This window comes from Salinispirillum sp. LH 10-3-1 (genome assembly GCF_030643825.1).
Taxonomy (GTDB): domain Bacteria; phylum Pseudomonadota; class Gammaproteobacteria; order Pseudomonadales; family Natronospirillaceae; genus Salinispirillum.
In genome coordinates, this window is sequence record NZ_CP101717.1 from 2,069,707 (window position 1) to 2,083,013 (window position 13,307).

General features: G+C 53.2%; 12 protein-coding genes and 1 tRNA gene. 7 read left to right on the plus strand and 6 right to left on the minus strand.

What is annotated here, in order from left to right:
• Positions 1-198: 198 nt before the first annotated feature.
• From NFC81_RS09245 to NFC81_RS09275, 7 genes are all read left to right on the plus strand, one after another.
• Entirely contained in the window at positions 199-1,488 is a 1,290-nt protein-coding gene (locus NFC81_RS09245; RefSeq protein WP_304994201.1) for a DUF1351 domain-containing protein, read from the plus strand.
• Positions 1,489-1,521: 33 nt separating this feature from the next.
• Positions 1,522-2,139, plus strand: coding sequence for a 3'-5' exonuclease (locus NFC81_RS09250; RefSeq protein ID WP_304994202.1), 618 nt, complete (start codon positions 1,522-1,524; stop codon positions 2,137-2,139).
• The gene (locus NFC81_RS09255) at positions 2,136-2,498 is read left to right on the plus strand and encodes a hypothetical protein (RefSeq protein ID WP_304994203.1); all 363 of its coding nucleotides are present in this window, start codon (positions 2,136-2,138) and stop codon (positions 2,496-2,498) included. The genes NFC81_RS09250 and NFC81_RS09255 overlap by 4 nt, the downstream gene beginning before the upstream one ends.
• A complete protein-coding gene (locus NFC81_RS09260; RefSeq protein WP_304994204.1) occupies positions 2,495-4,162 on the plus strand; it encodes a DNA cytosine methyltransferase in 1,668 nt (555 codons plus the stop codon). Before NFC81_RS09255 ends, NFC81_RS09260 begins: the two co-directional genes overlap by 4 nt.
• Complete coding sequence (locus tag NFC81_RS09265) at positions 4,159-4,404, plus strand: hypothetical protein (protein WP_304994205.1); 246 nt, start codon at positions 4,159-4,161, stop codon at positions 4,402-4,404. Before NFC81_RS09260 ends, NFC81_RS09265 begins: the two co-directional genes overlap by 4 nt.
• Before the next feature lie 373 nt (positions 4,405-4,777).
• Positions 4,778-5,008, plus strand: a complete 231-nt coding sequence (locus tag NFC81_RS09270; protein WP_304994206.1) for a hypothetical protein — start codon at positions 4,778-4,780, stop codon at positions 5,006-5,008.
• A complete protein-coding gene (locus tag NFC81_RS09275; RefSeq protein WP_304994207.1) occupies positions 5,008-6,129 on the plus strand; it encodes a phage integrase Arm DNA-binding domain-containing protein in 1,122 nt (373 codons plus the stop codon). Before NFC81_RS09270 ends, NFC81_RS09275 begins: the two co-directional genes overlap by 1 nt.
• A 94-nt stretch (positions 6,130-6,223) precedes the next feature.
• Here the strand turns inward: NFC81_RS09275 and NFC81_RS09280 are convergent.
• The 6 genes from NFC81_RS09280 to thrC form a co-directional block, all read right to left on the minus strand.
• Positions 6,224-6,299, minus strand: a tRNA-Ala gene (locus tag NFC81_RS09280).
• Between the two features lie 120 nt (positions 6,300-6,419).
• The gene (locus tag NFC81_RS09285; protein WP_304994208.1) at positions 6,420-6,875 is read right to left on the minus strand and encodes a DNA binding protein; all 456 of its coding nucleotides are present in this window, start codon (positions 6,873-6,875) and stop codon (positions 6,420-6,422) included.
• Between the two features lie 220 nt (positions 6,876-7,095).
• On the minus strand, positions 7,096-8,607 hold the full coding sequence (gene lysS / locus NFC81_RS09290; protein ID WP_304994209.1) for a lysine--tRNA ligase: 1,512 nt from the start codon (positions 8,605-8,607) through the stop codon (positions 7,096-7,098).
• A gap of 13 nt (positions 8,608-8,620) precedes the next feature.
• Positions 8,621-9,716 (minus strand): peptide chain release factor 2 gene (gene prfB / locus NFC81_RS09295; RefSeq protein WP_304994210.1). Its coding sequence is split into 2 segments (ribosomal slippage): positions 8,621-9,643 and positions 9,645-9,716, totalling 1,095 coding nucleotides; the frame shifts between segments, so codons are not numbered across the junction.
• Positions 9,717-10,054: 338 nt separating this feature from the next.
• Entirely contained in the window at positions 10,055-11,842 is a 1,788-nt protein-coding gene (gene recJ, locus NFC81_RS09300) for a single-stranded-DNA-specific exonuclease RecJ (protein ID WP_304994211.1), read from the minus strand.
• Positions 11,843-11,865: 23 nt separating this feature from the next.
• A complete protein-coding gene (gene thrC, locus NFC81_RS09305) occupies positions 11,866-13,260 on the minus strand; it encodes a threonine synthase (protein ID WP_304994212.1) in 1,395 nt (464 codons plus the stop codon).
• Positions 13,261-13,307 lie beyond the last annotated feature (47 nt).

Consider the following 13,307-nt stretch of genomic DNA (forward strand, 5'->3'; position numbering starts at 1 on the left):
TGCCGGTATTGCTCGAAGCACTGGGCAACTGCCGCTCACGTGAATCTCTTGACGAGTGGAAAGCATTGGCGAGTGCGTGGCCGGAAGGCACGCCGGTTCACGGAAAGCTCATGCAGGCCTATCAGGCGCACATTGCCACCCTGAAAACCAAAGCCGCTGAATAAGCGGCCTCACCTGAATTCTACTGAGGACACGACCATGACCGCACAACCCAAACTGGTAGAAACCGAAGCTGCAACAACTGAGTTGGTAGTTCAATCGAAACCCGCCTTGCTGAATGCCAACTTCGACGCAGTGACAGAGCGCCTTGAGCGCGAGCTGGAAAAATACGATGTATTGGTGACCGTCGACACCCTAGCGGATGCCAAGAAGCTGGCGACCGAACTGAACAAAACCGCAACTGAATTTAAGACCCGCCGGAAAGCGGTAGTTGATGAAGTGTCAGCACCCATCAAAGACTTTGAAGCAAAGGTGAAAGAGTTGGTCGATAAGTGCTTGGCCGGGCGTCAAAAACTACTGGACCAGATCAAGAAGTTTGAAGACAAGACCCGCGACCAAGCCGAAAACCTGCTGGCGGAGCACCTTGTTTCATTGAATGAAGAACACGGTGTCCACCCAGAAAACCAAACGGCCGAATACCATGACCTGATAAAGGTCACCGCTGTAACCGCCAAGGGCAATCTCACCAAGGCAGTTAAGGACACCCTGGCTCAACGAGTGCGCGATGACAAAGCGGTTCAAGACCGCACAGATAAACGCTTACTGATGCTGGAAAACGCCAGCTATAAAGCAGGCTTAAAAGCCCCGCTCACCCGCGCCCACGTTGAAACCTTTCTGTTTGTCGATGACGCAACCTATGAGCAACGCCTTAACACCATGATGCAGTCAGAACTTCAGCGCGAGAAAGTGGCTGAAGAAAAAATGCGCGAAAGCATCCAGAAGGAAAACGACGCCAAAGCTGCACAAGAAGCCAAGGAAAAAGCTGCCGCACAAACTGCAGTCGTTCAAACGGAACCAGTTGCGCAACCTGAGCCAGCAGCCGAATCGGGATTGAGTGAAGCCGACAAACTGCGCCAACGTGCCCGTGAAATCGACCAAGCAGCCAACTACACCGATGACGCCGCCGCGTATCGCCGCGAGAAAGCCGAAGCAGCCGAGCTGGTACGCCAAGCCAATGCGCTCGATGCGCAGCAATCAGAGCCGGTTGTGAAGTCCGAAGAGCCAGTGCAGTACAACGCCACGCCTGATCGCACAGGTGTTTGGGGAAGCCCTATGGGAGCAAAGCCAAGCATTGACCTGATCGTCGGTGTATACGACCAACCAGACACCCACCGCAAAGCAACGGCCACACTGGAACAAGGCGCTGAATTCGCCAAAGCCATGACCGCCGACCAGCCGAACACGGTATACGCCATGTGGGTGAACAGCATCGCCAATAGCCCTGCTGCCCTCTTTCTGAACGGCCAAACCTACTTGATGGAAGCCTAACGGCTTCCTAACCCAACAATCGAGGAACCGACCATGAATCTGATTCTTGCTTACGACACCGAAACCACCGGCTTGCCACTCTGGAAAGACCCTTCAGACCACCCAGACCAGCCGCATTTGGTGCAACTTGCCGCGTGCGTAGTGGATACTGACGCCCGCGAAATCGTGCAAAGCATGGATGTCATCATTCGCCCGGAAGGCTGGGAAATTCCCGACGAAGTAGCTGCCATTCACGGCATCAATACGGATTTGGCAGCAGCCGTTGGCGTCCCTGAAAAGGTAGCCGTCGATATGTTCCTCAGCCTGTGGCGTGGCCGCACCCGCATGGCCCACAACGAACAATTCGACGCGCGCATCATGCGCATTGCAAGCATGCGCCACATGGGTGAATTGGTAGCCGATCGCTGGAAAGATACCGGCGAAAGCATTTGCACTGCTCGGTTATCAACGCCGGTGTGTGCATTGCCCCCCACCGACAAAATGAAAGCCGCGAAGCGTTTCCACCACAAAACACCCAACCTCACCGAAGCCTACGAAACCCTTACAGGTAAAACCATGGTGAACGCGCATACGGCCATGGCCGATGTACTGGCTTGCATCGAAGTGTACTGGGCGATCTTGGACGCGACCAACGCACCGGAGGCAGCATGATCGAATTTCTTCACTCACCTGGTAATCTGACGGCGAAAACTATTCAGGCCGATGGCACCGTGGCAGCAGTCCATGCACAACTAGGCCAACCAGAATATGACGTGCTGTTGGCCGCCATGCAGCAAATCGACGAACTGCGCGAAGAGCGGGACCAGTTTGCTATGGCGTTGGATGTCGAGAACACCAGTACATCAGGCTTAGTGCGATGTTATCAGCAGGTTATAGCAGACCTTAATAACTACACCCGTGCCAGCGTGCACGGCGGCAAGGAAATGCCCTTCTACAACGAAGCGTGCGTGTTACTGCGCCGGATGGCGGAGATTGATCGCACTGGCCGGACAGGGAGGAAGGTAGCGTGAACCAATACCGCACCACACCTCAAATGGGCCTATACGTCGATGAATTATTGGTTGATAACTTCGCCGGCGGCGGTGGTGCCAGCACCGGCATTGAGGCCGCTTTAGGTCGCCCGGTAGATATCGCAATCAATCACGACCTTGATGCCGTCAGCATGCACACGGTAAACCACCCTCACACTCGCCACTATTGTGAGTCCGTATGGGAAGTGAACCCGCGTGAAATCACCTACGGCCTACCTGTTGGCTTGGCTTGGTTTTCGCCCGACTGCAAGCACTTCAGCAAGGCAAAAGGCGGCACACCAGTAAGCAAAGAGATTCGCGGCCTTGCATGGGTTGCCGTACGTTGGGCTGCGACCGTACGCCCACGCGTCATCATGTTAGAGAACGTTGAAGAGTTCATGACATGGGGGCCAATCGTAGACGGCAAACCGTGCAAACGACGCAAGGGGCAAACATTCAATGCCTTCATAAACGCACTCAAGCGACTAGGTTACGCCGTAGAAACTCGCGTGCTGCGTGCCAGCGACTTCGGCGCACCCACAATTCGCAAACGCCTGTTTCTGGTGGCACGTTGCGACGGCCAGCCGATTGTATGGCCAGAACCCACCCACGGTGACCCAGCGGCCAAAGGATTCAAACAGTCTGGCTTAAAGCCATGGCAAACAGCGGCGGATATTATCGACTGGTCGATTCCCTGCCCTTCAATCTTTGGCCGTAAAAAGCCATTGGCAGAAAACACGCTGCGCAGAATCGCACGCGGCATTCAGCGGTTCGTATTCGACAATCCAAAACCTTATATCGTGCGCATAGGCCAACAGGGTTTTGGTGGCGATGGCATGCAGTACAGCATTGATAGCCCACTGACCACGATTACAACCAAAGCAGAACACTGCTTAGTAGTTCCCCACATCACCAAGTTCCGCAATGGCAGCACCGGAACATCCATGGATGAACCACTACATACCATTACTGCGGGCGGAGACATGGGCCGTCCGGGAACGCCCACGACAATGGGGCTGGTAACTGCCCTTCTGGCCAAGCACTACGGCGGCGGCTACACCGGTGCTGGTTCAGAGCTTACCGACCCACTGCATACCGTCACCACGACCGATCACAACGCCCTTGTGGCAGCAAGCATGGTTAAGCTTCGTGGTACAAACATTGGCAGTGAACTGGATTCGCCCTTGCATACCGTTTCGGCGGGCGGCACCCACCATGCGTTAGTCACAAGCCATATCGTCAAAATGAAGAATAATCAGGATGCGCAGTCAGTAACGGAGCCTTTACCGACGCTGACCATGCGTGACCACGTTGGCGAAGTACGCGCGTTCCTGATCAAGTACTACGGCACCAATGTTGGCCACTCCCTCAATGAGCCTTTGCAGACAGTCACCACCAAGGATCGCTTTGGTTTGGTCGTCGTTAAAGGCGAGCTCTACCAGATCGTAGACATTGGCATGCGAATGCTGGAGCCGCACGAACTCTTTGCTGCTCAAGGCTTTCCGGCTGATTACATCATCGACCGCAACGCCGAAGGCAAGCCACGCCCGAAATACCAACAAGTTGCGCGGTGCGGAAACTCAGTATGCCCACCGGTTGCGGCGGCGCTGGTGCAGGCAAACATGGTGAGCGAACAATCCAACAAACGGAGGGCTGTTGCATGAACTGGAACCCAACGGACACAGCACCACGTGACGGCACACTGCTGCGCCTGTTGGTGCAATACGAAGAACACCCACTTGATGATGACAATACCCAGCCGCAAGAAACTATCGGCTTCAATACGCTCGATCAGAGCGGTATTGATGATTGGCATTTTGCCGGGTGGGATTGGAGTCACGACAGCTTTGCCCAGGGTATTGGAGAAGTGGTCGGCTGGTTGCCAATGGGGAGCAAAAACGAATGAACTCACTACTCTTTATAGGCAGAGACATAAACGGCAAGCCTGTTCGATTAGGGCAAACCGTTGAGCTGGTAGGCAGTTACGTGGCAGAGCGATCACTGTATACGCGGCACAAAGTGCTTGCGCGTGTTTTTCCCCCTGCCCTTCACCGCCTGTGGTTTGCAGTTCATGGCCTTACTGGTCCAGTCGTGAAGTTGAGCAATGGAACAATGATGTTCCTCTCTCAGTGCAGGGTTATAGAAGAGCCGGAAAAGGAAGAAAGTGACAGCGCTTCATGGGGCAAAGTTTTAGAAATCATCGGTTGGGCACCAAGCCATGTATTGGCCAAGTCCCTTCACAACAATAGCGCCACCATTCAGGATCGACGGAGGTAGGTATGGCCATTGAAGTGCAGTACATAAAAATCACCGACTTTATGAACACCTATTTCAAGCCGGGCCAAGCCCCTGCACGAAACACGGTGATCAACATGATCGAACGGAAGGAGATACCCGGAAAAAGATTCGGCAAGGTGTACTACATCAACCGACATGAATGGGAAAAGCGCTTAGACGCTGAGACTGAGAACGACATAGACCCGCTGGTTAAAATGGTGATGAACGGATAATGGCGCCGAGAAGACGAAGCCGGAACACGGCAAACTTGCCACCCAACCTCTATATAGTGGCTGGCAAGTATTACCAGTATCGACGACCAACAGACGGCAAGCGCTTTGGCATGGGAACGGACAAAGCACGCGCAGTTGCTGCAGCCCAGCAACTGAACTCTATGCTGGTCAGCTTGCCCGGCGCTGAAAGTGCTGTTGAGCGCGCAACACGTCCAGACACTTTGCTCATGCGTGACTTCATCAAGCACTACTACGAAAAGCTGCTTCCAAAACGGAAGCTGGCAGAGAAGTCGCAGAAGATGCACCACTGGAAGCGGAAGTACATTGCGGAAGCGCTTGGTAACTACTCGGTCGATGAAATTGACGTGCGGGACGTGGCTAAATTCTTAGGCGGCTACCCACCCACCACCAGTAACCAGTACCGGGCTCTGCTGGTCGATATTTTCCGCCATGCGGTCGCCGAAGGTTATTGCCGTGAAAATCCTGCTGAACTCACCATTCCGCAGATCGGTGAGAAGCGGCGCAAGCGGATGACGGTTGAACAGTACCAGGCCATTCATGCAGCGTCGGCACTATGGCTACAGAACGCCATGGACTTAGCATTACTGACACTGCAACGGCGCGGTGACGTGGTGGCCATGCGCTGGGAGAATGTTCGGGAAGGTGCGCTGTACGTGATTCAGGAAAAGACGAAAAAGCATGATACTGGGTATCTGCGCATCATCATTGGCCCAGAGCTGGATGCAGTCATCAAGCGTTGCCGCGATAGTGTGCCATCACCTTTTCTGGTTCACCGGCGCCCCATTACCCAACACAAAGCACAACGCGATGCACTGGAACACTGGACGCAAGTACGTGGGGATTTTCTACAAAAAGCGTTCGCAAAAGTTCGTGACAGCCTGCCGGAACTTGCCAACATGACCGCCGAAGAACGTCCCACTTTTCATGAAATTAGAGCGCTAGGCATTAAGCTTTACCGGGACGCCGGGCAGAATCCGCAGCACTTGGCGGGGCACGCGCAAGAGCGCATGACGAAGAACTACGAAGCAGGACACGACGAGATTCGGTGGGTTGAAGCGGTGGCTTCCGGGCTGACATTGCCGCTCAAAACTACTGTATAGAAGTTTCGTTTTACTAAAGTATTACTAGGGTTTTACTAAAGCAGAAATGAAAAAAGGCAAACCAACCGTAAGTGATTGATTTGCCTTTAGTATTTGGTGGAGCTAAGCGGGATCGAACCGCTGACCTCCTGCATGCCATGCAGGCGCTCTCCCAGCTGAGCTATAGCCCCGTAAACTTGGGATGGCGCGTATATTAGGGTGGAGTCCGCTGTCTGTCAACAACTTTTTCTTGTTAATTCAACAGCTTGCGCCAATCTAATCACCACCAAAAAGAGGGTTTTAGTTGTTCCCTACAGCTTCCAGCTTTGTACCGTATCTAGGCCATACTCACTGATCCAGCTGTCCAACTCACGCGGGTTACGCTTGATCTTCTCAACAGTCTCACCGGAATGCGGGTTACGGTATGAACCAACTTCCAGTTTAGGGCCCGTGGACTTTGCAGCAGGCTTCTTGCTGGCAGTGCCTTCGCGGGCGATAACGCGCGCAAAATAGCTTTTAAGGTCGTTGTATACCTCAGGACGGTTGCTGTGCTTACTGAGTGACTTAACCCACTCCAGCAGCTCGTCGCCTTTAGACAGGTACAATTCTTCACGACTAACGTGGAATTCTGCACTCACTTTCTGGATGGCCGCTTCGAACGCATCAAAGCCTTCAATCTTTTTAGCCTGCGCTTTGCGCTCTGCTTCCAGTGCTTCAATACGCGCTTTATAGTCTTCTATCTGCTTATCGATATCTTGTACGAACATAGTATTCCCCTTTCTAGGTTTAAGTATTTGAAAAAATCAAATCATAGACCAACGAATGCCCAGGTGCTTTATGAGTAGCAGGTATACTGAGGCAAGGATGCAGATAAAACAACAGACTTACAAAATAATTAATATAATTTTGCAAGTTACTACTAAAAAACCCCTAATGCATAAATGCAATAGGGGTTTTCGATAGCTAGCCGTAGACTCCCACTAAAGGTTATTGCGGTTTCATATGTGGAAACAAAATAACGTCTTTAATGGAGGGTGAATCGGTAAAGAACATCACCAGACGGTCAATACCAATACCCTCACCTGCGGTCGGTGGCAAGCCGTATTCCAGGGCACGAACGTAATCAGCATCATAAAACATCGCTTCATCGTCACCGGATTCTTTTTCTGCTACTTGGTCACGGAAACGCTCTGCTTGGTCCACTGGGTCATTAAGCTCGGAGAAGCCATTAGCCACTTCACGCCCACCCAAGAAGAATTCAAAGCGGTCTGTCACTTCGGGGTTGTGGTCATTTCGGCGCGCCAACGGCGATACCTCTGCTGGGTATTCTGTAATAAACACCGGGCCGCGCAGCTTTTCTTCTACGGTGGCTTCAAACACTTCTGTTAACACCTTACCGGCACCCCAGTTAGGCTTAACATCAATATGCAACGACTTAGCCAAGGTCGTTAACGACTCTATCGTATCGAGCTGCTCGGCTGAAATATTGTCGTTATATTTCAATACTGAATCGCGCATTGAAATGCGTTCAAATGGCTGACTGAGATCATAGGCTTCACCTTGATAGGTCAGCTCAGTTGAACCCAGCACCTCGATTGCTAGCGTGCGCAACAGGTCTTCAGTGAGATCCATCAGGTCATTGTAGTCCGCATAGGCCTGATAAAATTCCAACATGGTAAATTCAGGGTTGTGCCGCGTTGACACTCCTTCATTACGGAAGTTACGGTTTATTTCAAATACCCGTTCAAAACCACCTACCACTAAACGCTTCAAATACAACTCAGGCGCGATACGTAAGTACATATCGATATCCATGGCATTGTGGTGCGTAGTGAACGGACGCGCTGAAGCACCACCGGGAATCACCTGCAGCATTGGCGTTTCTGCTTCGATAAACCGACGTTCACCCAGGTAACGACGAATAACTTCGATCATTTTAGCGCGGATAGCAAAGGTACGACGCGTATCCTCATTGACGATCAGATCCACGTAACGCTGCCGATACTTCATTTCCTGATCGGCCAAACCTTTGTGTTTTTCCGGCAACGGCTGCATTGTTTTATTCAATAAACGCGGGGTCTGCATATCCACATACAGATCGCCTTTACCAGACTTCTGCAAAGTACCACGGGCACCTACGATGTCGCCCATATCCCACTTTTTGAGACCATCCAACACTTCTGGTGCGAGCTCTTTGCGGTTCACGTACAGCTGAATGCGGCCCGTCATGTCTTGCATGACCATAAAGGCACCACGATTCAACATAATACGACCAGCCACCGACACTTCAATATTCAGTTCAGCCAACTCCTCTTTGGTCTTGTCGCCATACTGCGCCTGCAAATCCGCGGCATATTGCTCACGACGAAAATCACTCGGATAGGCATTACCCTGTGCTTTTAGAACGTTAAGCTTTTCAAGGCGCTGCGTAACAATACGATTGTGTTCCGCGCGCAGCTCTTCGGTGGTCTGTTGGGTGTCGTTTAACTGGTCTGTCATTGCGAATTCCTACTTACAGCCCTTTTTTCAGGGATGCTTGGATAAATGGATTCAAGCCACCATCGAGTACGGCTTGTGTATTTCGAGTTTCAACGCCGGTGCGCAAATCTTTGATGCGCGCGTCGTCCAATACGTATGAACGAATCTGGCTGCCCCAACCGATATCGGATTTAGAGTCCTCCAGTTGTTGCGCCGCTTCGTTGCGCTTCTTGAGTTCCAATTCATAAAGCTTGGCTTTCAGCATCTTCATGGCGACGTCTTTGTTCTTGTGCTGCGAGCGGTCGTTCTGACACTGCGTCACCACATTAGTCGGCAAGTGAGTAATACGTACGGCCGATTCCGTACGGTTTACGTGCTGACCACCTGCGCCAGACGCGCGGTACACGTCGATACGTAGGTCGGCTGGATTGATCTCGATATCAATGTCGTCGTCAACCTCAGGTGAAACGAACACTGAGGAGAAGGACGTATGGCGGCGATTGCCGGAGTCGAACGGCGATTTACGCACCAAGCGGTGCACACCCGTTTCAGTGCGCAGCCAACCAAAGGCGTAGTCACCTTGAACATGAATCGTCGCGCTCTTGATACCGGCTACTTCGCCTGCCGATACTTCGATCAAATCCGCTTTAAAGCCGTTTGCCTCGCTCCAACGCAAATACATGCGCAGCAGCATTTCGGCCCAATCTTGTGCTTCTGTGCCGCCGCTGCCCGCTTGGATATCCAAGTAGGCGTTGTTCATGTCCATTTCGCCGCTGAACATGCGACGGAATTCGAGGTCTTCCAGTGCTTTAACCAGCTTTTCGACGTCGTTCTCGACTTCCGTCAAGGTGTCTTGGTCGTCTTCTTCCACGGCCAGTTCGAGGAGGTCTTGGACATCCGCTACGCCTTGGTCGAGTTGGTCTATGGTGCCAACGGTGTGTTCCAGAGCACTACGCTCTTGGCCGAGCTTTTGGGCGTATTCTGGTTTGTCCCAGATTTTGGCATCACCCAGTTCCAGCTCTACTTCTTGTAAGCGCTCTTTCTTTTCAGCGTAGTCAAAGATACCCCCTGAGCACGTCAGTACGTACTCGGATATCCTTGAGAGATTCTTTAATCGCGTTGACTTCCACCGGCCAAACTCCTAACTCAACAAATTATCGGACGCCCACAAGAGCGGGCGCGAATTCTAACAAATTACGCCACAGAGAGCACATTTAATAACCGAAGTTTCGGGGGGCTATCGAATCCGAATCCTCCGCGACAGCTACCTGTGATGCCTCCGCGGGGTCGGCGTAAATCCCTATCAGCCCCATCCATAGGGCTGACCCTTCGGGCTCGCTGCGCTCGTGCCAAAACGCTCCCGGCGTTTTGGTCCATGGAGCCTAGGCCGCAGCTATCCTGCTGCGGACTCCCCCGCTGAGGCATCACAGGTAGCAGCCGCTCACACTCTAAGAGACCCAAAATCAGATTAAAAAGCGGACTCGAAAACGGACGGCGTCAGCTCGGTACGCACCATCAACTGCAGAGAACGTGCGCCGCGAAATTCGTTGACCGCCAACTCATACGCCAGAATGATCTGCTGACTGGGTAGGGTATCTGCCGGTAACGGACAGAAAAACCAGATGGCGTCGACGGGGTCAGAGCCTGCTTCGAGTTGCACCTGCAATTTGAGATGCTTACCACCCAACCAACGATGATTGATAACCTGAAAGCGATTGACGAACAACGGCACCGGACACCCCTGCCCCCAAGGCCCGAGGGTGCTGAGTTCCTCTGCGCGTGCCAAAGTCATGTCGGACGCATTCAATTCACCGTCCACCACCAATTCTGGCACCAAAACGTCGGGGTCGACCAAAGCCTGCATGGCTTCTTGTAGAGCGCTGCGCAAAGCGTCTAATTGATCACTGTGCACGGTCAGGCCCGCCGCCATGGCATGCCCTCCGAAACGTACGATCATGCCAGGATAGCGCGCATCGACCCAGGCAAGCACATCCCGAATGTGCACACCGGGAATGGATCGCGCACTGCCTTTAAAAACCTCTACACCTACCTCTTCACTGCTACCGGGGCAGAGAGCCAAAACCGGCTTGTGCCACCGCTCTTTTAGGCGTCCGGCAACCAATCCCACAACGCCTTCATGCCATGCAGTGTCCCACAGTACCAGCGCACTCTGATCGTCGCTTTCTTGCCCCAAGTGCTCAGCACCTTGGAGCATCTGATCCGTCGCTTGTTCGACCATTTTGTTCTGCACGTGTTTACGCGCCTGATTATGATCTTCCAAGATGGCCGCCAGCTCGCCCGCCTCACCTGCATCCGTCGCCAGCAAGCAGGCAACGCCTACGGTCATATCGTCCATTCGCCCGGCAGCGTTCAGCCGAGGCCCGATGACGAAACCAAAATCCTGACTGGTGATCTGGCGGTGATCCCGCCCGGCGGCTTGCAATAAGGCTAAGATACCGGGCCGTGCATAGCCTGACCGAACCCGGCGTAACCCCTGCTCTACCAAAATGCGATTATTGCCGTCTAAAGGCACCACATCGGCGACGGTGGCCAAGGCGACCAAATCCAGATAGTCACCCATGCGCACTGCGGTCCAACCTTGGTCGGCGACCCAGTCTGCCGAGACACGGCGCAACACAGTCAACAAATAAAACGCAACGGTGCAGCCACAGGCGGACTTACTCGGAAAGTCACATTCTTCTTGGTTAGGATTCACCACGGCATCGGCGGGACAGGCTTGTGTTCCGGGTAGGTGATGATCGGTCACCAGTACGCGCATACCCAGAGCTTGCGCCGCCAAGATGCCGTCGGCACTGGCAATGCCGTTGTCGACGGTAATCAATAACGCAGGCAGCTCATCGGGCTGGGCGGCAATGTCGCGCACGATAGCGGTCGACAGGCCATAGCCATGGACAAACCGATTGGGGATAAAGTAGTCGACGTCAGCACCGTAGTGACGCCGCAGACAGTCCACCATCATGGCGGTGGCGGTTGCCCCATCCACATCGTAGTCGCCCACGATGAGGATACGCCGGCCAGACTTTAGCGTTTCGAACAACAGGTCGGCAGCTGCCTGTACGCCTTTGAGCGCATCGGGAGGTATCAGATTATCGAGCGTCAGAGTCGATGCAGGGCCGCTCAGCCCACGTACCGACAGCACACGCTGGGCGAGCAAGGAAAGGCCGCCATGGGCGGCACTCACCTCAAAACTGGAGCGAGCTTCACGCTGACGCAAGCGCTGAATCAACATCAGCATGAAACTCCCTAGGTTACGCAGGCTTACTGAAAGACTTCATTCACCATGAAGTCATGGACCGTCTTGCGGTCATTTGCTAACACGGTGTAGCGCTCTTCACGCTGCATCAGGTCGCTCAAGTGCAATGGCAGCTCGGGCGAGGCCAAACCAGACTTACTGACGGCTTCGGCAAACTTCACCGGATGCGCCGTACCTAAGGTCACCATTGGCACGTTCGTGTGACGACGAGTAGCACGGGCCGCCTTCACGCCAATGGCGGTATGCGGGTCCAGCAGGTAGCCGGTCTGCGCGTGTACGTCGCGAATGGTTGCGCAGGTTTCTTCGTCACTGGCGCAATCGCTGTCAAACACCGCACGGGCTTTATCGAGCTTCGACGCATCAACCGTTGCACTGCCGGTGCTCATGGCGGTCATTAGGTCCGCAATGGCTGGGCCGTTTCGATCGTACAGATCAAACAACAAACGCTCGAAGTTGGACGACACTACGATATCCATACTTGGAGACAAGGTGTGCTCTAACGGCAGGGCTTCGTACTTGTTTTGGCTCATCAAACGGTGCAGTACGTCGTTCTTGTTGGTAGCAATCACCAACTGATCGATCGGCAGACCCATTTGCATGGCCAAATAGCCGGCAAAGATATCGCCAAAGTTACCGGTGGGCACAGAGAAAGCAATTTTGCGATCCGGGCCACCCAGATTCAAAGCGGCATAAAAGTAGTAGACGATCTGCGCCATAATGCGCGCCCAGTTGATCGAATTGACTGCGACCAGACGACGCTCACCGCGCAGGAAGCTCTGATCCGCAAAGCTCTCTTTCACCATGCGCTGACAATCATCGAAGTTACCTTCGATAGCGATGTTGTGGATGTTATCGCCCAGCACGGTGGTCATTTGGCGGCGCTGTACATCTGACACACGGTTGTGCGGATGCAAAATAAAGATGTCGATGTTCTCGCAGCGGCGGCAGCCTTCAATGGCCGCAGAACCGGTATCACCCGAGGTCGCGCCCATAATCACGGCTTTCTCGCCACGTTTTTGCAACGAATGGTCAAGCAGGCGCCCCAACAACTGCAGAGCAAAATCTTTAAACGCCAGAGTCGGCCCGTGAAACAGCTCCATCACATATTCGTTGTGATCGATCTGCTGCAAGGGAACCACGGCTTTATGAGCAAATGCGGCGTAGGTATCGCTCAACATGGCACGCAGCTCATCACCGTCAATGAAGTCGGACACGAAAGGCTGAATGATCTTATAGGCCAGTTGATCGTAAGGCAGTTCGCGCCAGCTACGAATCTCATCCAATGAATAGGTGGGCAATTTTTCCGGCACGTACAAACCGCCATCGGTGGCCAGGCCGGTCAGAAGTACTTCTTCAAACCCCAATACCGGAGCCTTTCCACGGGTGCTGATGTATTTCACGATGAGCTCTCTTAGCTAAAATCTGATGGGTGCATCTTTAATTATGT